The 24,328-nt window shown below is 72.6% G+C and carries 23 protein-coding genes, 1 tRNA gene and 1 pseudogene; 9 read left to right on the top strand and 16 right to left on the bottom strand.

Going from position 1 to position 24,328, the window contains the following annotated elements; genetic code table 11:
• Position 1: 1 nt before the first annotated feature.
• The 6 genes and pseudogenes from ABD213_RS11845 to ABD213_RS11820 all read right to left on the bottom strand — a co-directional run bounded on the left by ABD213_RS11845 (position 2) and on the right by ABD213_RS11820 (position 5,441).
• Positions 2 to 2,071 (bottom strand): vWA domain-containing protein, encoded by a 2,070-nt coding sequence (locus ABD213_RS11845; protein WP_344328723.1) that lies wholly within the window; start codon positions 2,069 to 2,071, stop codon positions 2 to 4.
• Positions 2,068 to 3,474 carry a sigma 54-interacting transcriptional regulator gene (locus tag ABD213_RS11840; RefSeq protein ID WP_344328747.1) on the bottom strand — a complete coding sequence of 469 codons (1,407 nt, stop codon included), beginning with the start codon at positions 3,472 to 3,474 and terminating at the stop codon, positions 2,068 to 2,070. Before ABD213_RS11840 ends, ABD213_RS11845 begins: the two co-directional genes overlap by 4 nt.
• Before the next feature lie 109 nt (positions 3,475 to 3,583).
• Entirely contained in the window at positions 3,584 to 4,396 is an 813-nt protein-coding gene (locus tag ABD213_RS11835) for an aldo/keto reductase (protein ID WP_344328718.1), read from the bottom strand.
• Positions 4,360 to 4,554: pseudogene (locus ABD213_RS11830) on the bottom strand (MerR family transcriptional regulator); the annotation flags it as partial. The pseudogene ABD213_RS11830 and the gene ABD213_RS11835, both read right to left, overlap by 37 nt.
• Before the next feature lie 45 nt (positions 4,555 to 4,599).
• Positions 4,600 to 5,082 (bottom strand): SRPBCC family protein, encoded by a 483-nt coding sequence (locus ABD213_RS11825; protein WP_344328713.1) that lies wholly within the window; start codon positions 5,080 to 5,082, stop codon positions 4,600 to 4,602.
• Complete coding sequence (locus ABD213_RS11820) at positions 5,079 to 5,441, bottom strand: ArsR/SmtB family transcription factor (protein WP_344328710.1); 363 nt, start codon at positions 5,439 to 5,441, stop codon at positions 5,079 to 5,081. The genes ABD213_RS11825 and ABD213_RS11820 overlap by 4 nt, the downstream gene beginning before the upstream one ends.
• A 108-nt stretch (positions 5,442 to 5,549) precedes the next feature.
• Between ABD213_RS11820 and ABD213_RS11815 the strand changes: the two genes are divergently transcribed.
• Positions 5,550 to 6,062 carry a hypothetical protein gene (locus ABD213_RS11815; protein WP_344328706.1) on the top strand — a complete coding sequence of 171 codons (513 nt, stop codon included), beginning with the start codon at positions 5,550 to 5,552 and terminating at the stop codon, positions 6,060 to 6,062.
• Here ABD213_RS11815 and ABD213_RS11810 read toward each other — a convergent pair.
• On the bottom strand, positions 6,028 to 6,285 hold the full coding sequence (locus ABD213_RS11810; protein ID WP_344328745.1) for a chorismate mutase: 258 nt from the start codon (positions 6,283 to 6,285) through the stop codon (positions 6,028 to 6,030). The genes ABD213_RS11815 and ABD213_RS11810 overlap by 35 nt on opposite strands.
• Positions 6,286 to 6,418: 133 nt before the next feature.
• Between ABD213_RS11810 and ABD213_RS11805 the strand changes: the two genes are divergently transcribed.
• Positions 6,419 to 6,491 (top strand) — tRNA-Thr (locus ABD213_RS11805).
• Positions 6,492 to 6,655: 164 nt separating this feature from the next.
• On the opposite strand, the gene ABD213_RS11800 is transcribed toward ABD213_RS11805, so the two are convergent.
• Together ABD213_RS11800 and ABD213_RS15110 are read right to left on the bottom strand one after the other, a co-directional pair.
• Positions 6,656 to 7,741: a tyrosine-type recombinase/integrase gene (locus ABD213_RS11800; RefSeq protein ID WP_344328704.1), complete on the bottom strand. Its 1,086-nt coding sequence runs from the start codon at positions 7,739 to 7,741 to the stop codon at positions 6,656 to 6,658.
• The gene (locus tag ABD213_RS15110) at positions 7,741 to 7,920 is read right to left on the bottom strand and encodes a helix-turn-helix transcriptional regulator (protein ID WP_425546057.1); all 180 of its coding nucleotides are present in this window, start codon (positions 7,918 to 7,920) and stop codon (positions 7,741 to 7,743) included. The genes ABD213_RS11800 and ABD213_RS15110 overlap by 1 nt, the downstream gene beginning before the upstream one ends.
• A gap of 646 nt (positions 7,921 to 8,566) precedes the next feature.
• Here ABD213_RS15110 and ABD213_RS11795 point away from each other — a divergent pair.
• Both ABD213_RS11795 and ABD213_RS11790 read left to right on the top strand, forming a co-directional pair.
• Positions 8,567 to 8,974, top strand: a complete 408-nt coding sequence (locus tag ABD213_RS11795; protein WP_344328702.1) for a hypothetical protein — start codon at positions 8,567 to 8,569, stop codon at positions 8,972 to 8,974.
• A 363-nt stretch (positions 8,975 to 9,337) separates the two neighbouring features.
• Complete coding sequence (locus ABD213_RS11790; RefSeq protein WP_344328698.1) at positions 9,338 to 10,138, top strand: class I SAM-dependent methyltransferase; 801 nt, start codon at positions 9,338 to 9,340, stop codon at positions 10,136 to 10,138.
• 451 nt (positions 10,139 to 10,589) lie between these two features.
• On the opposite strand, the gene ABD213_RS11785 is transcribed toward ABD213_RS11790, so the two are convergent.
• From ABD213_RS11785 to amiA, 7 genes are all read right to left on the bottom strand, one after another.
• Positions 10,590 to 12,227 carry an ATP-binding cassette domain-containing protein gene (locus ABD213_RS11785; RefSeq protein WP_344328694.1) on the bottom strand — a complete coding sequence of 546 codons (1,638 nt, stop codon included), beginning with the start codon at positions 12,225 to 12,227 and terminating at the stop codon, positions 10,590 to 10,592.
• Complete coding sequence (locus ABD213_RS11780; protein ID WP_344328691.1) at positions 12,224 to 13,900, bottom strand: ABC transporter ATP-binding protein/permease; 1,677 nt, start codon at positions 13,898 to 13,900, stop codon at positions 12,224 to 12,226. Before ABD213_RS11780 ends, ABD213_RS11785 begins: the two co-directional genes overlap by 4 nt.
• Positions 13,897 to 14,895, bottom strand: a complete 999-nt coding sequence (locus ABD213_RS11775; protein WP_344328689.1) for a nitroreductase family protein — start codon at positions 14,893 to 14,895, stop codon at positions 13,897 to 13,899. The genes ABD213_RS11780 and ABD213_RS11775 overlap by 4 nt, the downstream gene beginning before the upstream one ends.
• A 5-nt stretch (positions 14,896 to 14,900) precedes the next feature.
• A complete protein-coding gene (locus tag ABD213_RS11770; protein ID WP_344328686.1) occupies positions 14,901 to 16,280 on the bottom strand; it encodes a YcaO-like family protein in 1,380 nt (459 codons plus the stop codon).
• The gene (locus ABD213_RS11765; RefSeq protein WP_344328684.1) at positions 16,277 to 17,224 is read right to left on the bottom strand and encodes a CocE/NonD family hydrolase; all 948 of its coding nucleotides are present in this window, start codon (positions 17,222 to 17,224) and stop codon (positions 16,277 to 16,279) included. The genes ABD213_RS11770 and ABD213_RS11765 overlap by 4 nt, the downstream gene beginning before the upstream one ends.
• Positions 17,221 to 17,982: a hypothetical protein gene (locus tag ABD213_RS11760; RefSeq protein ID WP_344328680.1), complete on the bottom strand. Its 762-nt coding sequence runs from the start codon at positions 17,980 to 17,982 to the stop codon at positions 17,221 to 17,223. The genes ABD213_RS11765 and ABD213_RS11760 overlap by 4 nt, the downstream gene beginning before the upstream one ends.
• Before the next feature lie 135 nt (positions 17,983 to 18,117).
• The gene (gene amiA, locus ABD213_RS11755; RefSeq protein WP_344328677.1) at positions 18,118 to 18,216 is read right to left on the bottom strand and encodes a streptamidine family RiPP; all 99 of its coding nucleotides are present in this window, start codon (positions 18,214 to 18,216) and stop codon (positions 18,118 to 18,120) included.
• A gap of 108 nt (positions 18,217 to 18,324) precedes the next feature.
• Here amiA and ABD213_RS11750 point away from each other — a divergent pair, with 108 nt between their 5' ends.
• The 5 genes from ABD213_RS11750 to ABD213_RS11730 are packed head-to-tail and all read left to right on the top strand — an operon-like array spanning position 18,325 to position 24,149.
• Entirely contained in the window at positions 18,325 to 19,536 is a 1,212-nt protein-coding gene (locus ABD213_RS11750) for a hypothetical protein (RefSeq protein WP_344328675.1), read from the top strand.
• Positions 19,533 to 21,224 (top strand): prolyl oligopeptidase family serine peptidase, encoded by a 1,692-nt coding sequence (locus tag ABD213_RS11745; RefSeq protein ID WP_344328673.1) that lies wholly within the window; start codon positions 19,533 to 19,535, stop codon positions 21,222 to 21,224. Before ABD213_RS11750 ends, ABD213_RS11745 begins: the two co-directional genes overlap by 4 nt.
• Positions 21,221 to 22,330 carry a FecCD family ABC transporter permease gene (locus ABD213_RS11740; protein WP_344328671.1) on the top strand — a complete coding sequence of 370 codons (1,110 nt, stop codon included), beginning with the start codon at positions 21,221 to 21,223 and terminating at the stop codon, positions 22,328 to 22,330. The genes ABD213_RS11745 and ABD213_RS11740 overlap by 4 nt, the downstream gene beginning before the upstream one ends.
• Positions 22,327 to 23,115 (top strand): ABC transporter ATP-binding protein, encoded by a 789-nt coding sequence (locus ABD213_RS11735; protein ID WP_344328668.1) that lies wholly within the window; start codon positions 22,327 to 22,329, stop codon positions 23,113 to 23,115. The genes ABD213_RS11740 and ABD213_RS11735 overlap by 4 nt, the downstream gene beginning before the upstream one ends.
• Positions 23,112 to 24,149 (top strand): ABC transporter substrate-binding protein, encoded by a 1,038-nt coding sequence (locus tag ABD213_RS11730; RefSeq protein WP_344328666.1) that lies wholly within the window; start codon positions 23,112 to 23,114, stop codon positions 24,147 to 24,149. The genes ABD213_RS11735 and ABD213_RS11730 overlap by 4 nt, the downstream gene beginning before the upstream one ends.
• Positions 24,150 to 24,328: the final 179 nt, after the last annotated feature.

The following is a 24,328-nucleotide window of genomic DNA, read 5'->3' as shown; positions in this document are numbered from 1 at the left end:
CCTAGCCAGCCCAGAAGCCGCGACCGGGCCAGCCGCCGAACCCGCTGACGCCGCCGCTCGCGTCGCCTCGACGCGAGCCGAGGTAGGACTCCACGACGGCGACGCCGAGGTCCTCCAGCTCCGGGGCGACCACCGACCCGCCGACCCGGCGCGCCATCTGCTCGATGAAGCGCGCCAGGCCCGGGTCCTCGCCGAGGCGGAAGAACGTCGTCTGGGCGCCCAGCCGCATCGACGCCTCCAGCTCCCGGACGCTCAGCGCGATCGTGACCGGGTGCGGCGGGTAGCTGAAGTACACCTCCCCGGAGGACTCCAGGTGTGACGTCGGCTCCCCGTCGGTGACGATCAGCAGCACCGGCTGGGCGTTCGGGTGCTTGCGGAAGTGCCGGTTCGCGAGCAGCAGCGCATGGTGCAGGTTCGTGCCCTTGGCGTACTGCGCGTCGAGGGCGGTGAGTCGTTCGATGGGCATCGTCTCGGCGTGCCGGCCGAACGCGATCAGCTCGAGCGCGTCGCCGCGGAAGCGGGTGCTGATCAGCGTGTGCAGAGCGAGCGCGGTGCGCTTCATGGGCACCCACCGCCCGTCCATCGCCATCGAGAACGACGTGTCGACGAGCAGCGCGACGCACGCCTGCGTGCGGTCCTCGGTCTCCTGCACCTCGACGTCGTCGATCGTCAGGCGCACGCCGTCGCGCGTCATCGTCGCGGGCGTCGCGCCGTCGCCGACCGAGCGCACGACGGCGTTCGTGATCGTCCGGGTGACGTCCCACGGCTCGGTGTCGCCGAAGCTCCACGCCCGAGTGGCGCCGGAGCGCTCTCCCGCCGCGCCGGCGTGGCGGGTCTCGCGCTGACCGCGTCGGCCGGAGAGGGTCGTCGCGACGTCGCGCAGCAGCGCCTTGCCGAGCTGTCGCATGGCCTTGGGCGTCAGGCGCAGGCTGCCGTCGGTGCCCCGCTCCATCGCCCCGGAGTCGCGCAGCGCCCGCTCCAGCTCCTTGAGCGTGCGGACGTCGACGCTCGCCTCGTCGCCGAGCTGGCGCGAGAGCGCCTCGAGGTCCACGTCGTCCAGCGACGAGCCCCGGTAGCCCTGCGCGAGCTGCTCGGCGAGGGCGTCGAGGTCGGCGATGTCCTGGAAGACGCCCGTCCCGTCGCCGAGCCCGACGCCCTGCTCGCCGTCCATCGGCGTCGAGCCGCCCCAGTCCTCACCGGGACGCAGCGCCTGCAGGTGGCCGTCGAGGCGGCTCAGCGCGTCGGTGAGCTGCGGGGACCCGAACGCCTCGTTCGAGAGCTGCATGAGCTCGCGACGCTGCTCCGGCGTCATCGAGTTCATCATCCGCTGGGCGGCCGCGGACCGCTGGGCCAGCGTGTCGAGCAGCTCGTCGAGCGTCTCCGGGCCCGCACCGTCCTCATGCTGGAAGTGCTGCCCGTGCCGGGCCATGAAGTCGTCGAAGTCCTGCTGGGTGTCGACGCCCTGCGCCCGCTCGTCCAGCAGGCCGTTGAGGTCCTCCAGCATCTCGTTGATCGCGGCCCGGTCCTCGTCGGTGGCGTTCTCCAACGCCTGCTTCATGCCGGCGAACCGCTGGTCGAGCATCTCCCGGCCGAGGAGGTCCTTGATCCGTTCGAAGTCCTCGCGCGCCTCCGAGCTCTTCCAGTCGTAGCCGTTGAGGTCCCGGACGGCGGCGGCCGGTGACGCGGGAACATTGTCGAGCGCGAGCTCGGCGAGGGCGCGCTCGCCGTCGTCGAGGTCGACGTCGCGCGCCAGCTGTCCGCGCTCCTTGAGCACCGCCCGGTCGAGCAGCTCCTTGACCTCCTTGAGCGTGCCGTCGAGGGCGTGCTTCTCCATGAGCTCGCGACGCTTCTGCGCGACGCGGCGGGAGAGGTCGTCGAGCCCGCGCTGGTCGGTGCCGCCTCGGCGCAGGAACTCCCGCAGCGCGGTCTCCGGCGAGTAGCCGGCCATGACGTCCTCGCCGATCGCATCGAGCGCCTCGCTCAGGTCGACCGGGGGCGCGAGCGGGTCGGGCCCGCCCGTGTAGGGCCCGTAGCGGGACGCCCGCGAGAGACGGCGGTTCTGGCGGCTCACCCGTAGACCGTCTCCCCGCCGGCGGTGTCCTTGCTGATGCGGCGCCCGAGGAACAGACCCTCGAGCGCGAGCTCGATCGCCCCCGCCCGTTCGCCGTCGTTTGCCGCCCCCACGCGGTCGGCCACCTGGTCGTACAGGTCGGACTCCCCGAGCACGGGCAGGCCGGCCAGGAAGTCACGGGCGCTCACCTGCTCGCCCGTGGCGACCAGCGACCCACCCTCGAGGGCCTCGACGAGCAGGGCGAAGTCGATGCCCGCGAACAGGCCACGGACGGTCTCGGCGGTGGCCGTGCGCAGCAGGTGGTCGAGGACCAGGTCCTCGCGGCCCTCCTCGCCGGACTCGAACTCGATCTTGCCGCCGAGGACGTCGACTGCCGTCTCGAGGTCGACGGGCCTGGCGACGGCCTCGGGCTCGCCCTGGCGCGTCGCACGGTGCAGTGCCGCCGCAGCGATCGTCTCGGCACCCGCGATCGCGAAGCGGGCACTGACGCCGCTGCGCTGGTCGACCGCCGACGACTCGCGCAACGCTCGGGTGAACCGCGCGAGCACCTCGATCAGCTGGTCCGGGACGGTGGCCACGAGGTCTGCCTCTTGGCGGATCACGGCGACCTCGTCGACGAGCTGCGTCGGGTAGTGGGTGCGGATCTCCGCCCCGAACCGGTCCTTCAGTGGCGTGATGATGCGGCCGCGGTTCGTGTAGTCCTCGGGGTTCGCGCTGGCCACCACGAGCACGTCGAGCGGCAGCCGCAGGACGTAGCCGCGGATCTGGACGTCGCGCTCCTCCATCACGTTGAGCATCGCCACCTGGATGCGCTCGGCGAGGTCGGGCAGCTCGTTGATCGCGACGATGCCGCCATGGCTGCGGGGGATGAGCCCGAAGTGGATCGTCTCCGGGTCGCCGAGGCTGCGTCCCTCGGCGACCTTCATCGGGTCCACGTCGCCGATCAGGTCGGCCACGCTCGTGTCCGGCGTGGCGAGCTTCTCGGCGTACCGCTCCTCGCGGTGGCGCCACCGGACCGGCAGGTCGTCGCCGAGCTCCTCGGCCCGACGCCGGCTCGCGACGGTGATCGGCTCGTACGGGTGCTCGCCGAGCTCGGAGCCGTCGATGACCGGCGCCCACTCGTCGAGCAGCCCGACCAGGGTCCGCAGGATGCGGGTCTTGCCCTGGCCGCGCTCGCCCAGCAGCACGAGGTCGTGCCCGGCGATGAGGGCACGCTCGAGCTGCGGCACGACGGTGTCCTCGAAGCCGTGCAGGCCCGGCCACGGGTCGCGGCCCTCGGCGAGGGCGGCGAGCAGGTTGTCGCGGATCTCGGCGCGCAGCGGCTTGTGGACGTGGCCGGAGGCGCGCAGCTCACCGAGGGTGGAGGCCGTGGGTGCAGTCACACCATCGACGCTACTGCGCATCTCCACGTGCGGCCCGCCGTCAGGCATCGAGAGGGCACCGCCGTCAGGCATCTCTGGCGCAGCCGTCAGGCATCTCTGGCGCAGCCGTCAGGCATCTCTGGCGCAGCCGTCAGGCATCGATGGTCGACATGTCGCCGGCGGCGACGTTCTCCTCCAGGTAGCGCACCCGCTTGGTGCCGGGGATGGGGGCGACGCTGACACCGTCGCGGCCGGAGCGCGAGACCAGCGGGTTCGCCTCGAGCGCGTCGCCCTGGAAGCGCGGGAAGTAGCCGCTGGTGCGGGAGTCCCCCTCCGTGAGGTCGGCGGGGCTCGTGATGGCGCCGGTCAGCAGGCCGCGACCCAGCGGCGAGTAGGGCACCAGCCCGATGCCGAGCTCGGCGAGGACCGGCCACACGTCGGCCTCCAGGTCGCGGGTGGACAGGGAGTACTCGGTCTGCAGGGCCGTGATCGGGGGCACCCCGTGGGTCCGGCGGATCGTCTCGGGTCCGGCCTCGGACAGGCTGAGGTGCCGGATCTTGCCGGCCTGGACCAGCTCGGCCATGGCGCCGACGGTCTCCTCGATCGGCACGTCGACGTCGACGCGGTGCTGGTAGTAGAGGTCCATGTGGTCGACGCCGAGCCGCTGAAGCGAGGCGTCCGCTGCGGCGTGGACGTACTCCGGGCAGCCGTTGACCCCGAGCATCGTGACGTCGGGCAGTCGCTCGTTGCCGAACGTGGTCGCGAGCTGGACGGCGTCGCGTCCCTGGACGCTGGAGCCGATGGCCGCACCGACGAGCCGCTCGTTCGTGAAGGGTCCGTACATGTCGGCGGTGTCGAGGAAGGTGACGCCGAGGTCGAGCGGTCCTGCTCCCGACCACTGTCGCGGACGAGCTCGGCGTAGTGGCGGACCTCCCGGATCGGCATGCCGGTCGCCCGCAGGCACGTGAGCATCCGGATCCAGCCCAGGTCGTCGTCGCAGACCCGGCGGCCGCCTGCGTCGCGAGCCACGGGGCGCAGCAGGAGGGCGTCGCGCTCGTAGTAGCGCAGGGTGTGTGCGGTGAGTCCGGTGCGATCGGCCACGTCGGCGATGCTGTAGGTCATCGCCTCGTGGTGCGGGTTCGAGTGTGCTCGAAGTCAAGGACGGCCTCAGGCCACGAGACCGTCGGCGAGCAGCGCGTCGAGCTTCGCGTAGCCGTCGTTCACACCGACCTCCATGCCGCTGCTGAGCATCCCGTCGCGCGCCTCGAAGGACCCCACGAGGCTCGTTGCGTGCATCCGGGTGCGGCCTCCCCCGAGGTCCTCGAAGGTCATGGTGTCCAGGGAGACGCCCTCGGGCATGCCCTCCCAGGTGAAGGTCTGGACGAGGCGGTCGTCGCAGACGTGGTGGAAGCAGCCGTGGAAGCCCTGCCCGGCCTGCTCGTAGCGGTAGCTGCCGCCCGTCCGTGCGTCCCAGTGGTCGATCGTCGTCTCGTAGCCGTTCGGACCGATCCAGCGGACGAACAGCTCCGGGTCGGTGTGGGCCCGGACCAGGTGCGCGGCGGTGGCGGCGAAGTCGCGAGTGATGTGGATGGCGGGGACGGTGGGGTCGGCCTCGATGGCGGCCTCCGCCCGCTGGTGCGTGCTGGTCATGATGCTTCTCCTTCGGTGCTGGTTCCGCGGTCGTCCGCGGCGTCGGTGAGCTCCGCCAGGACGGCATCCAGGCGGCGGTAGCGCTGCTCGGCCTGCCGCCGGTAGCGCTCGATCCACTTCTCCATCAGGTCGAAGACGTCGGCCTCGAGCCGGACGGGACGGGTCTGTGCCCTGCGGCCCTTGGAGACCAGTCCGGCGTCCTCGAGCACCCGCAGGTGCTTGCTGATGGCCTGCAGGCTCACGTCGTACGGCGCCGCCAGCTCACCGACCGTCGCGTCGGCGTCGGCGAGGCGCGCCACGAGGTCGCGACGCGTCGGGTCGGCCAGTGCGGCGAACACCTTCGAGAGCTGGTCGGTCATCGAAACCTCTCCTCAACCACTCGGTTGAGAGTGACGTTACGCGTCGTCGTCCTGGTCGTCAACCAGCCGGTTGAGGACGATAGGTCGGTCGGCGGCGATACTTGTCCCATGAGCGACGACGTCGACCCCCTGCTTCGCGGGAGAGCCGGGCTCTCCTACGCCGAGCTCGACGCGTACGCCCACCGTCTGCACGAGCTGCTCACCGCGGTGGCCGAACGGCAGATCGACGCCCCCTTGCTGCACGAGTTCACGATCGACGTCGCCACCGACGCGTCCTCCACGCTGACCCCGCCGCCGGGCTACCGTCGCCCGGCCGCCGGCGCCGTCACCACGACCCTCGAGGTCACCTCCCGCAGCGTGCCCACCGCCACCACCCACGTGAGGGTCACGGTCTGGCCCGCGCTCGGCGGGGCCGACGTCGTCGACCTGCTCGTCGAGCGGCACGACACCGACCACCGGCTCGAGGTGCGCGTGGACGAGATCCACCCGGACGTGGGAGAGCCGCTGCGACACCGGGTCAACGACTTCGTCGCCCGCCAGGTGGCCCTCGTCGTCAGCGACCTCAACGTCGCGATGCAGCGCGGGATCAGCCCTCGCGGATGGCCTCGTGGTGACGGATGACCTCGGAGATGATGAAGGTCAGGAACTTCTCCGCGAACGCCGGGTCGAGCTCGGCGTCAGCGGCCAGCGCCCGTAGCCGCTCGATCTGACGCCCTTCGCGCTCGGGGTCCGCCGGGGGCAGGTCGTGGGTCGCCTTGAGCCGCCCGACCCGCTGGGTGCACTTGAACCGCTCGGCCAGCAGGTGCACCAGAGCGGCGTCGATGTTGTCGATGCTCGAGCGCATGCTCTCCAGCTCAGCCTGCACGTCCGTCGCGTCGTCGCTCACCTGCCCGATCCTACGGCGGCCCCGATTCGACCCCCACGGTGGCGCCGGATAGACTTCCGGAGGTTCGGCGGGCGATCCTCGGCGAACCTTCGCCGCCTTAGCTCAGTCGGTAGAGCATTTCACTCGTAATGAAAAGGTCGTCGGTTCGATTCCGACAGGCGGCTCAGGGAGTTTCTGGGTTGTAACTCGTCGGGCTTGTGCCCCCGGCGTGCCCCCAGTGGCAGAACACCTGCAACACATGGCCTGTCACCGGTGCCTGCGAGGGCGTCAGGGCGCGGCGGCCACGTGTGCCCCCAGTGCCCAGACGACGATCGATCCACGGCACGGATCACGGCTTCTGACCGTCGGCAACGCCGGGGCTTGTGCTCCCGGCGTGCCTCTGGCGGTTCAGAGCGTCTAGCCCGACCTGGTCGGCGGTGTCTCCGAGGTAGTGCACGTAGATCTGTGTGGTCTGCAGGGACGAGTGCCCCAGCCACGCCTGCACGGTGGAGACCGGGACGCCGGCGGCGAGCCACAGGCAGGCCGCCGTGTGCCGCAGGTCGTGCAAGCGTCTGCCGCGGCCAGCGCTCGACCAGCGCGTCGTGCGCTTGAAGTACGTGGCGTGGAGTCGGGCGCCTCCGGTCGACGTGACGAGCAGGTCGTTCGGGCCCTTGCCCTGGGCCATGGACCGCACCAGGGACAGCAGCTCGTTCGACAGCGGCACGTGGCGGTGCCGGCCGCTCTTGGTCGACTTGGTCTCGGCGACCTCCGGCGTGGCACGGCGCACCAGGATGCGAGGCATTGGGACCTCGACGACGTCCGCGACCCGCAGCTCGCGAACCTCCGACCACCGCAAGCCCGTCCAGCCCAAGAACCAAACGACGTCGGCGAGGTGCTCGTCGAACCGCGCGACCTCCGCGCGCACCTCACGCAACTCGGATTCGGTGAACGGCTGCATACCGACGTCCGCCTGGGATTGGCGGGGCACGTGAGTCCTGGCCACGGGGTTGCCGATCCTCAATCGCTCACGTACCGCCCAGGCGAAGAAGCCCGACAGCTGCGCACGAAACCTCTTGACCGAGGACTCCGCATAGGACTTGGACCAAGCATCGAGCGCACGCTGGACCTCACGGTCGCTGGCCCCGGCCACGTGAAGGTTCGCCAGAGCGGGTGGCAGGATGCGGATCAACCCCGCTTCAGAGCGGTAGGTGGTCGTCGCGACCGTGTGACGGCGCAACTCCATGTAGTCCGCGAAGGCGTTCTTGACCGTGATCTTGCCGGCACGAGGGTCCACCCCTCCCACTAGTGAAGCGCGCTCACGGGCGAGCCACGCCTCGGCCTCACGCTTGGTGTCGAAGGTCCGGCCAGCCACGTAGGTGCGACCGTTCTTGAGCACGGCGCGCCACCGGCCGGACTTCTCCTTGCGGACTGCCATCAGGACCCGCGTTCCTCGATGTACGCTAGGAGGTCGTCTTCGCGGTATCGCGGCGTGTGGTCGGTGACCCATACGAAGCGCGGTCCTTTGCCCTCTTGGCGCAGGCGGCACAGCGTCGAAGTGGTGACACCCAACAGTCGCGCCACTTCTGCAGGCGAGAGCAGTTGAAGATTGGTCATGGGAGTTCACCGCCCTCATGGGTGGTCTTCCGAGGATGTTGTTGCCACAGCATCGCGTAGTGATTTGGGTGTTGAACCTGCGTGACGTCGCGGTGTGGACAACGCGCTCGATGCGGTCGTCCTGTGGACGTCCGACCGGACGGCGGGTTCAGGCGTCCCGTCCGTATTGGGGCGATGTGGCGCGAGGCAGGATGGGGCCCGTGGCGGGCCTCGCAAGAGCATCGAGTGTTCATCATCCCGCCCTCCGATCGTCGATTTGCCTCTCAGGCCGCCGGGCGGCATGCGCGCGCTCAACGCGTTTCGGAGCAACTGAGGACCCGGCATAGCGCCAGTTCGCCAGCGATCGGGTGAACGCAACTGAGCACCTGGAGCGGCATCAGGGCCTGAGTAGGTGTGACGTACATCACTGCCAAGGTATCGCGCTCGTGATTCAGTCTGGCTATTGGGGGGATTCCATGGTGCAGATCGTCGTATCGACCGTCATCATTGGCCGCTGCGCCCACTCACTCCAGCCACGGGCTGTTCCGAGGAAGACGGCGCGATCTGGCCCGCTTGCCGAGCCCTCTTTGTGCACGCGTTCAGGGGCGGACTTCTTGGCGAAGGTCTCGATGGGATCGACTTTGGCACCCCCATCAGGAGGATCCGTATGAACTGGTGTATCCGCGCGGCATCTGTCGCCGTCCTCGCCGTCCTGGCCTTGGCTGGATGCAACGGGGGAACGGACGGCCCGGATCCGATCCCTACCACCACCGAGACCGCCTCACCTGGTCCCGAGGTCTCGCCGCCGCCCGAGGCCCCCGAGCTCGACGACGAGCAGCAGACGGCCTTCGACGCCGCCGTGCAGAAGTACGCCGACTACCAGGCCTTCTCCAACCGCGTGTGGGAGGAGCCGAGTCGGGATCCGGAGGTCGCGGCCGAGCTGGCGGAATACACAGTGATGCCCGAGACGAAGGCCTGGTCGGATTCCAACGAGGGCCTCATCGAGAAGGGCCAGTACGTCACTGGCTCGAGCAAGGTCAGCGAGTCGGTCGGGGGCGTCGAGCTGAAGAGGTAGCGTGATGACGAAGCTCCGCACCGGGCATCTCGGCCGACACCGAGCCCGGTGAGCACGCGGCGTTCGACGAGAACGGCGATCTCGTCGGATGGGAGGAGCTTGAGGTGGTGGCTGACGCCGCTGCTGCTGCCGACGGCGACGGTGCCGATGACGCTGCGGCGGTACGGCGGTGATGCCCACCAAGGCGGCGCTGCCGAACGCCGGCGCCGACCTGACGCCGGCCTGGATCGCCATGGCAACCCTGCTGCTGCTGGGTGGCGTGACGATGTCGGCGCACCCGGCGGTGGCGGCACCACCACATCCCGCCCGCGAACGAGGAGGATCCTTGAACCTTCGGACGCATGACCTGCCGAGGAGCCCACGATGACCACTCACGATCCCGAGGCCCGACGCCGGGCGGCCGAGACCTGGGACTCCGGCGACTACGTACAGCTCGCCGAGAGGCTCGCCCCGGCCGCCAGCGCCCTCGTCGACCACGCCGGCCCCGCTCGCGGAGGTCGAGCGCTCGACGTGGCAGCGGGCACCGGGTCCCTGGCGGCAGGTTTGGCGTCAGCCGGCTGGCGGTCGACGGCGGTCGACGTCGCGCCCGGCCTGGTGGCTGCGGGACGGGCGCGCACGCGCGAGTTCGGACTCGACGTCACTTGGCTGGAGGGCGTTCTCGACGACCTGCCGGTTCCCGACGGTTCGCAGGACCTCGTCGGATCCTCCTTCGGGCTGATCTTCGCCTCCGACCCTGCTCATGCGCTGGCCGAGGTTGGTCGGGTGCTGGCACCTGACGGACGGCTCGTCCTGTCGACCTGGCCGCAGGACGGCTACATGGCCGGGATGACGGCGGTGATGACCGAGCACCTCCCGGCGGGCGACCGGACGGCAGGACCCTTCCGCTGGGGTGACGAGGCAACCCTGCAGGACTGGCTCGGCGAGCACTTCCTCGACGTCACGACCTCGACACACACCCTGCCGTGGCAGTTCCCGTCCGCACAGGCCGCCGTCGACTTCTGCTTCCTGTGCTCGCCGGGACACGTGGCTGCGGCCCGTTTCGCCGGGGACAACGCTCCGGCGATGAAGGCGGACGTGGTGGACCACCTGATCGAGGTCAACGGCAGGTCGGGGCCGGTGAACCTCGCCCTTGACTACCTCGTCACCAGCGCGCGAGCGCGGTGACGTCGAGCGACCGCTCGACCCAGAACTAGGCGGTCAGTGCGCGGTCGGGTTACTGACAGTCATGGGGAGTCGTTGGGCGGACCACCCCGGCAGATGCTGGGCTTTCCAGCTGAGCTACTCAAGCTGTCGTAGCGCGAGCGTGCGCGTCTGGGTTGACTTGACGCTCATTTCTTCCAAGTCGCGGACGGGGGGCACATGACAAACCAGCTCTAGATGATCGCCGGATGCTCCTTGCCGGCGGTGTGTCTCTGGCGCGTCCTTCATGCGTCGGCGTCGAGCCGTCGGGTGTGGCTGGCGTAGGCGGCGAAGAGGTCTTGGTGTAGACGCCTGACGGCCTCGCCGACATCGATGGTCGACGCCTTCGCGGACGGACTGGGCGTCCCGACTGCGGCAATGGTCTGGTCGACCCTCACCGGACCGGTCAGTCGCGTCGAACGGCCCACCCGGAGTCTCACGGGGGCGTCGTGCGAGCGGTCCCCGGTCCCAGCCGGACGACCCGGTCGGCCCCGGCGAGCGTCTGCTCGCGGTGGGAGACGACCACCACGGTGCAGGGGAGCGCGGCGAGCAGCGCATGCACGCGGTCCGCAGTCTCGGCGTCCAGGTCGGCGGTCGGTTCGTCGACCACCAGGACGCGGGGCCGGGCGAGGACGGCGCGCAGCAGCCTGAGCCGCGCTGCCTGCCCACCGGAGAGCCGCACCCCCGCCTCCCCGAGCTCGTCGTCGGCTCCGACGGCCTCGGCCACGCCGAGCTGCTCCAGCCCGGCGACGAGATCGGCCCGGGTGGAGGCTCCCGAACCGAGAAGGTTGTCGGCCACGGTCCCGGAGAAGAGCCGTCCGTCCTGCTCCACCACCGCGATCGCCCGCCGCAGCTCATCGTCTGACACCGAGCCCAGCGGCACGAGAGCCTGGTCGGCTCCCAGCAGACCCACCAGGCCGGCGTCCGGGTCCCAGAGCCGGCCAGCGAGCGCGACGATCGTCGACTTCCCGGCTCCGGAGGGACCGGCGATGCCGACGTGCTCCCCCGGCTGGACGGTGAGGTGGAAGCCCTCCAGGACGCGAGTCGTCGCATAGGTGAACGACACGTCCTGCAGCGCCAGCCCGAGCGGCCCCTCGGGGAGTCGCAGGAGGTCTGGCGACTCCACCGGGCGGGTCGCCGGCGGGCGCGCCAGCTCTGCTCCGACCCGGCCGGCACTGGAGCGCAGGCGGTGGAGCTGCGCGAGGGTCTCGGCCGCCTCCGCGGCGGGGGCGATCGTCACCAGCGCCAGGACGACCACGGCGGGGACGAGTGCCGCGCGGATGTCGCCGACGAGCGCGAGGGCGAGGACGGCCCCGGCGGCGACGGTCACCACCGCCTCGCGCAGTGCCGCCAGCATCCGGGCGGTGGTCTCCAGGCGGCCGCTCGCCTCGGCCGCTCGGGCGCCGACGACCCGGATCTCGGCTCGCACACGCTCCTGCAGGCGGTAGCCGAGCACCTCGCGCAGGCCACCGAGAGCGTCGACGACTCGCGCCGACAGCGCACTGGTCCGGTCGGCGACCTCGTGCCCCAGCGCCTGGGTCCGGGTGGCGTGCAGCCGGACGGTGACGGCCAGGGCGCCCGCGGCAGCGACGGCGACCGCGGCCATGGGCAGGCTGACGAGGGCGAGGACGCACAGCCCGAGGAGCAGGTTGACGGCGGCGGCGACCAGCTGGGCGACGGTGTGGGCGTAGAAGAACTCCAGCCGCTCGGTGTCGGCCATCGCCGTGGAGGCGGCATGGCCGACGTTCTCCCGCTCACGGCTGGGCAGCGCGACGGCGTACCGGTCGAAGAGCGCCATCCGCAGGCGGGCCAGCACGCGGTAGGCCAGCCCGTGGGAAGCGTCCATCTCGCCCCAGGTGAGCACCGCTCGGAGCAGCACCAGGCCCGTCAGCGCGGCCCAGAACCAGCCGGGTGGTGCTTGGCCCAGCACCACGGCCCGGCCGAGCGCGTAGGCCGGGAGAACGGCCAGCGCCCCGAGCGTCACGAGGCTGACCGTCACCAGGACGATCGTGCCGGCGATGGCCCGCCGTTCCCGGCCCAGATGGGTGACCAGCGCGCTCAGCTCCCCGGTCATCGGGCCGCCACCGACCCGTCGAGCAGCCGGCCCTCCCGCAGCTCGACGACCCGACCCACGCCCTCCAGCGACTCCTCGCGGTGGGCCACGACGATCACGACGCGGTCTCGCGCCAGGTCGGCCAAGGCCCGGGTGACCGTCCTGGCCGCAACCGGGTCCAGCGCGCTGGTGGGCTCGTCGGCGAGGAGGACGGGCCGGTCGGCCACGATCGCCCGAGCCACCGCGAGGCGTTGGCGCTGTCCGCCGGAGACGGTGTCGCCGGCCGCGGCGACGCGGGCGTCGAGGCCGCCGGGCATCGACATCACCTCGGAGACCACTCCGGCGGCGGTGCAGGCCTCGAGCAGCTCCGCGTCGGTGGCCGTCGGACGTCCCACGCGCAGGTTCTCCCGGACCGTGCCCTCGAAGAGCAGCGGGCGCTGGGTGACCACGGCGACGTCATCTGGGTGCAGGGCGACGTCTCCCCGGTGCACCCGGCCCTCGTCGGGACTCAGGTGTCCCAGGATCAGGTCCAGCAGGGTGCTCTTGCCCACGCCGCTGCCCCCGACCACGGCGGTCACCGCGCCGGGCGGGAAGACCGTGGAAGCGCCCTCGAGGACAGGACGCGCAGCGCCGGGGTAGCCGAACCTGACTCCGTCGACCACCAGCGGCGCGTCCTGGCCGGTGGCGTCTGCGCGAGGAGAGGGTCCGGCCGGCGCGGTCCGTCCTACGCCGGGCTCGCCGGGCCCGGAGCCCCCGACCCCGAGCGCCGACAGGGCCCCCACCGCAGAGGTCCCGAGGTACCCGGCGTGCCATGCCCTGGAGAGGTCACGGATCGGGCGGAACACCTCGCTGGAGAGCAGGAGCACGAGGTACGCCGCGAGCGCCGGTCCGGTCCCGGCGGAGGCGTCGGCCACCGCCAGGGCGACCGCGGCGAGCGCTCCCGCCTGGACGGCCAGGTCGATCAGCGCGGTGTCCACGAGCGAGACCCGCATGACCCGCACGGTCGAGCGGTGCAGGGCGTCGGAGCGCTCGGCCAGTCGGCGCCGGGCCCCCGGCACCCGGCCGAGCAGTCGCAGCGTCGTCATCCCTCGAAGCGACTCCAGCAGGTCACCGCTGACGGCCTCGTAGCTGTCCCAGTGCACGGAGGAACGCCGGGTCAGGGCTCGTCGCCACCCCATCGGCACCACCACCGCGGCCACCGCCGCGGTGCCGGCCACCAGACCGGCGAGCGGGTGCACGAGCGCGAGCAGCGAGGCGACCAAGGGAACCATCACCACCACCTGGGTGGCGGCGGGGAGGTAGCGGGTCACGTAGGCGTCCGTCCCGTCCACACCGTCCACCAGCGTGGCGCGCAGGGCGCCGTCGCGGCGCGCGGGGTCGTGCAGGGCGGCCGGCACCAGCGCCCCGGCGAGCGCCTCGTCGCGCAGCCGCAGCCGCACGGCCGTGCCCAGCCTGCGGGCGCAACGCGCCTGCAGCCAGGTCAGCCAGCAGCGGAGCCCGACCACTCCGAGCACGGCCATCAGGGCGATCAGCACCCGGCCGTGGTCGCCCTCCACCATCGCTGCCAACCCGATCGCCAGTGCCCCGGTCTGCGGCAGGTAGGTCGTGCAGATCAACAGCTGGAGGCCCACGGTGCCGGTCAGGGGCGCCGGTTCGCGGGCCGCGGTCCGGGCGAGGAGAGGGGCGAGCATCATGGGACGTCCTTCGGGTCGAGCAGGGCGAGCCCGTGCAGCAGGGGCCTGCCCCGGGGGCCCGGGGGCCGGGTGAAGCCGGAGACCGGCCGGCTGGGCACCCCGGTGGCGGCCAACTGGTAGGACAGCTCCGCCGCGCGGCGGTGGGCCCGCCACGACTCGTCGTACGCGGCGGCACCGGTCGGCACCCGGGGCCGGGGCCAGGACTCGACCCCGGTCGCGCCGAGCACCCAGGCCTGGCCGCTCTGCTCGGCCACGTCACGCGTCGCGGCCGGTGGCGGCTGGTGGGCGGGCCGGCGGGCGGCCGCGCGCGCGAAGGCCTCGAGCGACGGGCTGCGCCGTGTCCGGAGCGCCCGCACTGTCGGATCGTCGACCCGCCACCGGTCCGGGAGCTCGATCCGGGCCAGGCACAGCTCCGGGACCAGCCCACGGTCGAGCCACCAGTGCGCCTCGGCGGCCGGCGGCACCGCCAGCACCTCGCGGACGTCGACCATCAGTGACCAGGAGGGAGGAAGGCGCGCGGCGGGCACCAGAGCGCGCACGCCCTCGAGGGCGTAGGCCGAGTCGGCCACCCACAGCGGCCAGGCGCGGTGCCGGTACCGGCCGAACGACCGTCCCGGCTGCACGGTCAACACCAGGCTGACGCACGCGCCGGCCGGCGGGGGGCCGGGCCGTCGCAGCAGGGTGCCGGACTCCTCTCGTGTCCACCGACCCGGGGGCAGCGCCGAGCCGGTGCCCGGGGGGACGAGCACGTGCCACTGCACGGCGTACGTGCCCCCGGCCGACGGCACCATCCGCCGTGGCACCGAGGTCCGCTGCCCGGTCGCGTCACGGTGGAACCCACGGGCGCACCAGAGCTCGTCGAGCAGCGTCGCCTCGTCCGAGGGCTCCGAGGTCGGGATCGCCCCGGCCCGGCGCCAGTCGTTGGCGCGCGGCCCGGGCGGCATCGGCGGCCCCGGCGCGTCCGGGGTGAAGGCACGGTGGAGCAGGGAGCTCATCGCGCTCACATGTGGGGTGGTGGGCAGAGGGTGAGCGGCTCGTCCGCAGGATCCGCCGGGCTCCAGCCGCGCGCCTCGGCTGCCTCGTCGAAGCGCGGCATCCCGAGGTATCGAAAGGCTGCAGGGGCGTTGGGCACGAGCCCGGTGACGAGGGTGCGGACCACCCGCAGCGAGGTCTGGGCCACGTCCCGGGTGGTGAGGTCGTGCGTGACGACCCGGTGTCCGGCGGCGCGAAGCTCGTGGCGGACCTCGGCTGCGGACGTGTGAGTCACCTCGTCCACGGCGATGATGCCCAGGGCCGGCTCGGTGAACCGGTCGGCCAGCCGGTGCACGCGCGGGTCCAGCCAGACCTGGACGTGCGCCCCCAGGTCGCGGACGTGCTCGAAGGAGGCACCGGCACTGTCGAGGTAGCGCAGGTCGTCACGATGGTCGAGGTGCAGACCCGGCGCCATGAGTCCGGCCCGGACGGCCTGGAAGACCCATCCGTCGGCGTCCACACAGCCGAGGGTGAAGATCCAGGTGTGCACGGCCTCGAGCACGGCCTTGCGCACTGCGCGGACCGGGTCGGCAGCAGCTGAGAAGCCGGCGGCGTGGACCCCGGTGTCGCGGTCGCGGACCAGTGCGGCCATCGCCGGGCCGAGCTCGCTCGGCATCTGGACCACCCAGACGTCCAGCGGTGCCCCCGCGAGGTCCTCGACCAGGCCCGGCACGGAGTCGAGGTCGATTCCGTGGGTGGGTCCTCCGTGGTGCCACCAGACCTCGAGCGCGTCGCGCTCGACGACCTCCAGCAGTCCGCGGTCGTGGGCGTCCTCGGATCCCTGGCCCGTGGCGATGCCGGCGTAGTTGAGGTGATGCACCCGGGGGAGGTGACGGAACCGGCACTGTCGCCAGTTCAGCCCGACCAGGGAGTGGGGCATCCACAGCTCCCGCGACTCCTGCTCCCCGGTGCGCTCGCGGCAGCTGCTCCACAGGGTGGGGACGTGGTCGTCCAGAGCGGTGTAGGGGAAGTCCGGACGGGCGAGCTGCGCCGGGCTCCAGCGAGGGAGCGCGTCGATGTCGATCACCGGGAGACCCGCCTCCCGCAGCTCCGCGGCGGTGCCGACCCGGTGTTCGGCCGGGTCGAGGTCCGCCGGGACGAAGTTGCCGCAGTAGCGCTCCACCCCCTCGGCGATGGCCGCGATCCGGGCACCCTCCGGGTCACCCCAGGTGGTCCCCAGCGAGACCCGGTCGGCGGGCCAGTCGCCGAGGTGGCGGGCGTCGGCGACCTCGGCGGTCAAGGAGGTGTAGCGGTGCGGTGCACGCTCGGGCCGCAACACCTCGCGGACCTTGCGGATGACCCCGGTGACGGGATCGACCAGGCTCTCGTGATCCAGTGACGTGCTCATGCTGCTCCTCCCGTGTCGATGCGGTGGTCCGCCCACTCCCGCCGGTCCGGGTCGAGCCGTCGCTCGACGCCCGGCCCAGGACCCAGGCCGGCCATCCAGTCGAGGATCCGGCTCCCGGGGCCGCCGGTTCCGGCGCCGCTCACCTCCACCCGGGGGGTGAGGTCGTGGCCCCAGGGCCCGGAGAGGAGCGTGGCGCGAGGCCCGCGGCAGCGGCCCCACGCCGCGGCGAGCCGCCGGGCGTGACCGTCGAAGGGGTCGTCGTCGCCGGTCACGACGAGCAGGGGAACGCCCAGGGCGCCGTAGCGGTGGCGCAGGTCCAGCGGCCGTGCGGACCAGAGCCGACGCCAGCGCTGGAGCTCGTCCTCGTCCCAGCCGAGCCAGCGAACGGCGGCGAGCGGGCCGTCGGTGGCGGCGACGTGGGTCGCGGTGCGCAGCACCTGCGCGGGCAGCGGTGGGTGGTCGGTGCGGGCCAGGCCGTGGATCGACCACCACCCGAGCCGGTCCCGGTGCTGGGGGCGGCCGCGGTCGTCGTGCGCCGTCTCGTGCAGGCCGAGGGCAGGCACGAGGGCCACGACCGCAGCCACGTCGTCCGAGTCGAGGACACGGGCCGTCTCGAGGGCGGTGTGGGCGGCGTAGGAGGCCCCGAAGAGCACCCAGGGTCCGGCCAGCCCGGCAGCCGTCGCGGCGGCGACGGTGGCGGCGCCATCGGCGGCCTCGTGGGCGTAGGGGGTCCAGCTCCCGGTGGAGCCGTGCCGCCCTCGGACGTCCTGGACCAGGCAGTCCCAGCCACGTTGCGCCAGTGAGCCGGCGACGGATCGGTGCGCGACGGCGTCGTACGGGGTGCGCAGGAGCACGGCACCCCTGCGCACCCCGCGGTGCCGGTGGAGCTCGCCGTGCAGGACCGCACCCGCGGTCGGGACCGGGAAGGGCGCCGGGGTGGTCATCGTGGCGGCGCCGTCGTGGGCGCCGGCTCGTCGAAGCCGAGGACCACGTGCTGCGTCTGGTGGAGGTCGGGGTGGACCACGTGCAGCGTGCGGCGCAGGTCGTCGAGCTGCGGAGCCTCGCTGGCCCACGTCCGGACCACCTCCACCACGCGGGCCGTGACCAGGGCCCGCACGGTGCCGCTCGGCTGGACCGGTGGGCCCTGCGTGAGCCAGCACGCCAGCTCGTCGGCGGCCGGGGACGCGGCCAGTCGCCGCCGGCGCACCTGGTCCGGCGTCACCGCGTCGCGGTCCGTCGCGAGGGGCATCACCAGGAAGCCGCCGCCGTCGGCGTGGCCGTGGAGCACGGCGGTGCCCTGAGAAGGCAGGTCGGCCAGCCGGTCGGCGACCGCCGGCTCGGGAGCGTGAGCGGCCACGGCGACGACCAGGTCCGCCGTCGCGTCGGCCGCGGACCGGGGGGAGCGTCGCACGTCGGCGCCGAGTCGTGCGAGCTGGTCGGCGATGGCGCGGGAGAGCTGGTCGGTGTCGAGCACGTCCACGCGTCGACGCCCGGCCGGCCAGAGACCGGCCTGGATCCTCCCGCGGCGGTCGCGGGCGAAGTCGGTGACCTGGCGCAGGTAGGCGCGGCGCGCCAGGCGTCCGCCGTCGGGCACACGGTGCAGGCGGAGGAACTCGCCGGTGTCCGTGCGCAGGGCGGGCCGCAGGCCCTCCAGTCGTACGTGACCCAGGCCGTCGGGCAGCGGTCGCCACGGGTGCTTCATGGAAACTCCTGACGCGGGCGGAAGGGCTGTCGGATGATGGGGCGGCGGAGTGCGCCGGGCGATGAGGACGCCCGGCGCACTCCGCCTGGTGCACCCGGTGTCACGCGTCAGCTGCCACGTGGCACCTGGTGCGGATCACTCGAAGGGGTTCTCGACCAGAGCGTTGGAGTGGCTGGCCGAAAGGTGCGCCAGCTGCTCGGTGTCCTGGATCTCGCTCGCGATGACGTTGTCCATCGTGAGACTCCTTCCTGTGTGATGTTTCCGGCCGGAGCCGGGCCCACGGGTGTGGGCACGAGCCACCCTACACACGAACGAGAGTCATTCCCATATAGGGTGTGGTCGATGACTTCCTCCCTCCTGGTCTCCGACCACCGCGCCGGTTGGTGGCGATCGGTCTCGACCGACTGCCTCCTCGAGCCGTTGCCGCCCGCCCGCCCGGCGACTCTGGCGGAGCACGCCGGCGTGCTCCGTCTTCCTCTCGGTGCTCCGGCTCGCGCCGTCTTCGCCGACGACGCCCGTGGCGCACTGGTGGTGGTGCGCGGCGCGAGCTCCGTCGAAGAGATCCCGCTCGCCATCCCCGCCGAGCACCTCGCGTGCGACGGCTCCGGGCGCCATGTCGTCTGCACGACGGGAGCGGGTGCCTCGTGGGAGCCCTGGAGCGACCTGGTGACGATCGCCGACCTCGAGACCGGGGAGTCGTTGCGGTGCCGGGTTCGTGTCGGCGAGCCCGGAGTCGCCGTCGTCGACGGCGAGGAGGAGCACGAGCCGGTCGTCGTGCTGCGTCACCGTCAGCCCGGCGCGGTGGAGACCATCGGGCTCGCTGCGATCCGGGCCGCCGGGCCGCACTGCCCCGTGGTGCGGGGCGTCTCCCTCGCGCTCGAGGGCGATCTCGGCCACGGTGACGCGCTCGACCGGAAAGGTGGAGTCCTGTACTGCGCCACGGAGGCAGGGCTCGAGCGGGTCCGGATCACCGGAGGCGGCTCCCTCGAGCGGCTGGTAACCTGGCCGTGGCCGGTCGAGGGCCGGGCCTACTTCCTGCGGCTCGATCCCGTGCGCCGCGAGCTGGTCGCCGCACTCCGAGGGGGTCCGGCTGGCCCGACTCGCTGGCAGCACTGGCGCAACCACGTCGCCACCTGGAGGCTGGACGAGGAGTCGGTGGACGTGGAGGCCACCGACGACGGGCTGGTGTTCCGTCCCGACGTGCTGGACGGCCACGTTGCCTGGACCGTCGTGCACCCTGACGGCGACCGGCTGCACCACCGGCGTCCGGACGGTCAGACCCTCAGCACCGAGCTGCCCGCGATGTCCGCCGCTCCCCGCCCCGGGGCCACGCCGTGGGACGCCGTCGACGGGCGCTCGGCCCAGCGCCGTGCTCTCGCCCTGCTCGACGGGCGGCGCACCGCGGTGACCCGCGGAGGTGACGGGGAGCTGTCCATCGTCGAGGACGGAGAGATCACCACCACCGTGAGCCTCGAGACCCCGGTGGACGAGGGCGGTCACCTCACCCTCCTGCCCGGGAGCCCCCCGGAGCTCGTGGACGGGATCGGTCGATGACCCGGGCGTCCGCAGCGTTGCAGCGAGCCGACGCCGTACCGCGACCGGAGCTGCCCCTGCCCGGCTTTCGGCTGGTGCGACGTGCCGGCGACGAGTGGCCCGTGGTCCTCGACGAGGATCACCGACTCCTGCTCGTCCCTGACGCGCGGGTGCAGCGCGTGAGCGCCGGGCCCGACGGCCAGGTGCTCGCCCTCGAGCTCGCCGAGGACGGGAGCGAGACGGGGCACCTGGTCCTGCTCGACCGGGCGGGCCGACTCACCCCGGTCGCCACCCCGGCACTGCGCCACGGCGACCAGGCCTGGACCGGTTCGCAGCTGCACCTGCTCGACCGGGCCGGGGGCTGGCACGTCGTGGACTCCCGCTCCCCGACCCCCCGGGCCCGACTCGTGAGGGCGGCCGCGGCCGGACGGCCCCGACTGGTCTCCCTCGGTGGCCGGTGCTTCCTGGCGGAACCCGGGCCGGACCAGAGGGACCCCTCGTGGCTGCTCGGCGTGGATGGTCGGCAGCTCCTGCGGCTGCCTGCGGTGCGCAGTCTCAGCAGCGTCGGCGACACCGCACTCGTGGTCTCCGCTGACCACCTGCTGCTGCTCGATGCCTCGGACGGGGAACCGCGGGTGAAGGCCAGCGCGACCCTGGACGCCCGGACGCACGGCGTTCCCGTCCACGCCGCGGCGGCCCCCGGAGGCGCCGCGGTCCACCTCGTGCGGGCTGGGCACTCCCGGGTGGTCGAGCACGACCGTGGACTCCGGCCGCTCCGCGACCACGCGCTGTCCGCCGACGACGACGTCGCGACGGCCACCGGCCTCGCCTGGGCCGACGGCGCGATGTGGGTGCGCCACGAGTCGCCCGGCGGCGCCCCCTGCCTCACCAGGCTCGAGGACCTGCCGACCGGACCCCGGCCGACCGGCCTGCGCTCGCGCCTGGTCACCGTGACAGCCGAGGACGGGACCCCTCTCGAGCTGGTCGTCACGGGCAGCCGCTCGGGTCCCGTGCCGACGCTGCTCGAGGTGTACGGGGGGTTCGGCCTGGTGGACGTGCCGCGCTTCGAGCCGTCGGTGGCGGCGTGGTGCGACGTCGGGGGACTGCACGTGACCGCGCGGGTCCGAGGGGGTGGAGGACACCGCTCGCCATGGCACGAGCAGGCCCGAGGGCCGCGCAAGGGCCGCGCGGTGGCCGACACCGTGGCGGTGGCCCGGGCCCTCGTCGACCGAGGCATGACGAGCCCGCAGCAGCTGGTCGTGGCCGGGGCCTCGCACGGCGGCCTCGTCGCCGCGTCGGCCGCGCTCGCGGCTCCCGGCCTGCTGGCAGGTGCCGCGTGCACGGCGGCGCCGCTGGACCCGCACCGACTGGCCGAGCACCCGCTGGCCCGTGCCTGGACCGAGGAGTTCGGCGACCCCGGCGACGACGCAGTGCGGGAGGCCATGGACGACTACTCCCCGCTGCGACGACTGGACCGGTGGCCTCGACCGTCGCCGCTTCCGCGATTCCTGCTCACCACCTTCGCGGAGGACAGCCGGGTGTCCTCGAGTGCCACCGACCGGTTCGAGACGGCGTTGAGATCGCGCGGAGCCGAGGTGCAGCGCCACCACCGACCCGCCATGGGCCACGGCGCCAACGCCCGCAGCCGGGTGCACGACTTCGCCACGTCCGTCCTCGACTTCGCCCTCGCCGCGACAGGAGCCACATGACCACCGAGCTCGCGCCGTCCCGGACGTCGTCCGCGCCGGCCGCCCACTCCCCCCTGCGGGACCGACGGGTCCTCCGGGCCAGGGTGCTGACCCTGTGCTCGACACTCGCGCTGGTGGTGGTCGTGCTGATCTCGGCCAGCACCGGGACGGTCAACCTCACCCCGATCGACGCCGGCCGGCTCGTACTCGGTCACCTCGTCCCCGGGCTCCCGTGGATGAGCGACGGCTCCTACACCCCGCTGCAGGACCAGGTGGTCTGGCAGTTCCGGCTGCCGCGGACGCTGCTCGCCGCCCTCGCCGGCGCCGCGCTCAGCCTCGCCGGGGTGCTGCTGCAGGCCGTGGTGCGCAACCCCTTGGCCGAGCCGGCGATCCTCGGGGTCTCGGCGGGCGCCAGCGTGGGTGCCGTCAGCGTCGTGGCGATCGGAGCCCTCGGCGCCGTCTCGGTCAGTGCGGCGGCCTTCACCGGGGCCACGGTGGCCATCGTGGCCGTCTTCCTGGCCGCGCAGAAGAATGGTCGGATCGCGCCGCAACGGCTGATCCTGGCCGGTGTCGCCCTGGGCACCTTCTTCAGCGCCGTCACGAGCTACCTGACCCTGACCACGGACGCGCAGAACGTGTTCAGCGTGCTGTTCTTCCTCCTGGGCTCGGTCTCCGCCGCGACCATGCAGAGCCTCGTCGGTCCGTCCTGCGCGCTGGTCGTCGCGGCCGTCGTCGTGGCGTGCACGGTGCGTGGAATCAACGCGCTCAGCGCGGGGGACGAGGCAGCCACGGCGCTCGGGGTGCCGGTCAACGGCCTGCGTGCCCTGCTTCTGCTCACTGCCGCCCTGCTCACCGCCGCCGTGGTCTCCGTGGCCGGCGGCATCGGGTTCGTCGGCCTCGTCGTGCCCCACGTGGCGCGGCTGCTGGTCGGCGCCGACCACCGGCGCCTGGTCCCGCTGGCGCTCGTCGGCGGTGCGCTGTTCCTCAGCACGGCGGACCTGCTGGCGCGGACGGTCTCCGCTCCGGCCGAGGTTCCCCTGGGCATCGTCACCGCGATGATCGGCGCGCCCTTCTTCCTGTGGCTGATGCGCGGCCAGGCCGCCGACGCGCAGGGCATCGGTCGATGAGGCTCGAGCTCGACGGTGTCGGCATCGTCCACGGCTCCCGCACCGTCGTCTCGGACGTCCGCCTGACGGTGGAGCCCGGTGAGGTGGTCGGCCTGCTCGGTCGCAACGGGTGCGGCAAGTCGTCCCTGCTGCGCACGTGCTTCCGGGCCGCCCGCCCGGCGGCCGGCCGGGTGCTGCTGGACGGGGCGGACGTCACCACGCTGCACCGTCGCGAGATCGCCCGGCGGGTGGCCGTCATGTCCCAGGAACCGGCCGACGACCTCGGCCTCACGGTCGCGGAGAGCGTGCTGCTCGGCCGTACACCGCACCACCGAGGCTTCGGTCAGGACACGAGCGAGGACCGGGACCTCGCGCAGGCGGCCATGGCGCGGACCGGCGTCCTGCACCTGGCGCAGCGCACGATGCCGACTCTCTCTGGCGGAGAGCGGCAACGGGTCCTGCTGGCCCGTGCCCTGACGCAGGAGGCGCAGGTGCTGGTGCTCGACGAGCCCACCAACCACCTCGACCTGGCCTACCGCTTCGAGCTCATGCGCCTGGTGGCCGAGGCCGGGGCCGCCACCCTCGTGGCCCTCCACGACCTCGACCTGGCCATGGGCTACTGCGACCGCGTCGCCGTCCTCGACGGTGGCGGTCTCACCGACCTCGGCCCGCCCGAGCAGGTCCTGACCCCAGCACTCGTCCGCGCCGTCTTCGGCGTCGAGGCAGCACCGACCGTCCATCCCGCGACCGGTCGCCACCACCTGCTGCTCAGCGGAGCAGCAGAACCCCAGGAAAGGCCAGCATGAGCATCTCCAGAACCCACCACGTCCGGTCCCACCGTCAGTCCCGGTGGCTCGCCACCGGGCTGAGCACGGTCGTCCTCGGCATCGCCGGATGCGGCGCGGACGTCACCACGACCGCGGCCGACGACGGTCCCACCGACGAGGGATACCCGGTGACGATCACCAACTGCGACCGGGAGCTGACGGTCGACCGCGCCCCGGAGAGCATCGTGGGCCTGATGCCCTCCCAGACCGAGCTGCTGGTCGGTCTGGGCCTGGCCGACCGGATGGTCGGGCAGGCCCAGACGGGCACCTACGCCCTGCCCGAGGAGGTCGCCGAGCAGGTCGCCGACGTCTCCGAGCTGAGCACGGACACGCCGCCGGCGCGGGAGGAGCTGCTGGAGGCCGCCCCGGACGCCGTCGTCGCCCCCACGACGTACGAGTTCACCGGGGAGCAGGGCTTCGCCACCCTCGAGCAGCTCGAGCAGGCGGGCGTCACGTCGTACGTCGCCACCGGTGGCTGCCCCGAGCGGCGCAACACCGCCGTCGTCGAGGACCTCCTGACCGACATCGAGAACCTGGGACTGATCTTCGGTGCCGACGCCGAGGCCGAGACGCTGGCCGGCGAGGTCCGAGGCCGACTCGCAGCCGTCGACGAGGCCATCGACGGAGCGGACCAGCCCACGGTGGCCCAGCTCTACATCGAGGGCACGTCGGTCTTCGCGATCGGCGCCGGGGTCGAGTACGACATCATCCGGCGGGCGGGCGGGGACAACGTCTTCACCCCGGACGAGGATCTCTTCGAGCAGTTCTTCTCCGCCGCGATCTCGCCCGAGGAGGTCGCAGCACGCAACCCGGACGCCATCGTGTTCACCGTGGCCGACGACGCCCAGGAGCAGCGCGTGCGCGACTACCTGGGGCGCACGTTCCCCGACGTGACGGCCGTCGCCGAGGACCGCCTCCTGGCCATCCCGGCGTCAGACGTCTTCCCGGGCGCACTGGGCAACGTCTCCGCCGTGGAGTCCATCGCCCAGGTGCTGCACCCGGACCGGTTCTAGGTCTACTCGGCAGGGACGTTGCCGATGGGACGCGCTGCGTTCTCGCTCTTGGAGGGTCCACCGTTCCGAGTAGGTGAGCCGCAGCGTTCCCGTCGGTGCCTGAGGTTCCAGATCACCTTCGTGTGTTCCGCAGCGTTGAATGAATGTCCCCATGTCCCAGAGGCCCGCGGGCTGGGCGT

This window comes from Aeromicrobium halocynthiae (assembly GCF_039531385.1).
Lineage (GTDB): Bacteria > Actinomycetota > Actinomycetes > Propionibacteriales > Nocardioidaceae > Aeromicrobium > Aeromicrobium halocynthiae.
The sequence above is the reverse complement of the archived record's forward strand: the minus strand, read 5'-3'. Positions and strand labels throughout refer to the sequence as shown.

What these genes read in the sequence shown, in the direction of transcription:
- ABD213_RS11745 (WP_344328673.1), top strand. Translation starts at nt 19,533, where the DNA reads ATGACCCGGGCGTCCGCAGCGTTGCAGCGAGCCGACGCCGTACCGCGA.
- ABD213_RS11815 (WP_344328706.1), top strand. Translation starts at nt 5,550, where the DNA reads ATGAGCGACGACGTCGACCCCCTGCTTCGCGGGAGAGCCGGGCTCTCC.
- ABD213_RS11825 (WP_344328713.1), bottom strand. Translation starts at nt 5,082, where the DNA reads ATGACCAGCACGCACCAGCGGGCGGAGGCCGCCATCGAGGCCGACCCC.
- ABD213_RS11820 (WP_344328710.1), bottom strand. Translation starts at nt 5,441, where the DNA reads ATGACCGACCAGCTCTCGAAGGTGTTCGCCGCACTGGCCGACCCGACG.
- ABD213_RS11780 (WP_344328691.1), bottom strand. Translation starts at nt 13,900, where the DNA reads ATGATGCTCGCCCCTCTCCTCGCCCGGACCGCGGCCCGCGAACCGGCG.
- ABD213_RS11770 (WP_344328686.1), bottom strand. Translation starts at nt 16,280, where the DNA reads ATGAGCACGTCACTGGATCACGAGAGCCTGGTCGATCCCGTCACCGGG.
- ABD213_RS11785 (WP_344328694.1), bottom strand. Translation starts at nt 12,227, where the DNA reads ATGACCGGGGAGCTGAGCGCGCTGGTCACCCATCTGGGCCGGGAACGG.
- amiA (WP_344328677.1), bottom strand. Translation starts at nt 18,216, where the DNA reads ATGGACAACGTCATCGCGAGCGAGATCCAGGACACCGAGCAGCTGGCG.
- ABD213_RS11795 (WP_344328702.1), top strand. Translation starts at nt 8,567, where the DNA reads ATGAACTGGTGTATCCGCGCGGCATCTGTCGCCGTCCTCGCCGTCCTG.
- ABD213_RS11740 (WP_344328671.1), top strand. Translation starts at nt 21,221, where the DNA reads ATGACCACCGAGCTCGCGCCGTCCCGGACGTCGTCCGCGCCGGCCGCC.
- ABD213_RS11810 (WP_344328745.1), bottom strand. Translation starts at nt 6,285, where the DNA reads ATGCGCTCGAGCATCGACAACATCGACGCCGCTCTGGTGCACCTGCTG.
- ABD213_RS11750 (WP_344328675.1), top strand. Translation starts at nt 18,325, where the DNA reads ATGACTTCCTCCCTCCTGGTCTCCGACCACCGCGCCGGTTGGTGGCGA.
- ABD213_RS11790 (WP_344328698.1), top strand. Translation starts at nt 9,338, where the DNA reads ATGACCACTCACGATCCCGAGGCCCGACGCCGGGCGGCCGAGACCTGG.
- ABD213_RS11800 (WP_344328704.1), bottom strand. Translation starts at nt 7,741, where the DNA reads ATGGCAGTCCGCAAGGAGAAGTCCGGCCGGTGGCGCGCCGTGCTCAAG.
- ABD213_RS11840 (WP_344328747.1), bottom strand. Translation starts at nt 3,474, where the DNA reads ATGCGCAGTAGCGTCGATGGTGTGACTGCACCCACGGCCTCCACCCTC.
- ABD213_RS11760 (WP_344328680.1), bottom strand. Translation starts at nt 17,982, where the DNA reads ATGAAGCACCCGTGGCGACCGCTGCCCGACGGCCTGGGTCACGTACGA.
- ABD213_RS11735 (WP_344328668.1), top strand. Translation starts at nt 22,327, where the DNA reads ATGAGGCTCGAGCTCGACGGTGTCGGCATCGTCCACGGCTCCCGCACC.
- ABD213_RS11765 (WP_344328684.1), bottom strand. Translation starts at nt 17,224, where the DNA reads ATGACCACCCCGGCGCCCTTCCCGGTCCCGACCGCGGGTGCGGTCCTG.
- ABD213_RS15110 (WP_425546057.1), bottom strand. Translation starts at nt 7,920, where the DNA reads ATGACCAATCTTCAACTGCTCTCGCCTGCAGAAGTGGCGCGACTGTTG.
- ABD213_RS11730 (WP_344328666.1), top strand. Translation starts at nt 23,112, where the DNA reads ATGAGCATCTCCAGAACCCACCACGTCCGGTCCCACCGTCAGTCCCGG.
- ABD213_RS11775 (WP_344328689.1), bottom strand. Translation starts at nt 14,895, where the DNA reads ATGAGCTCCCTGCTCCACCGTGCCTTCACCCCGGACGCGCCGGGGCCG.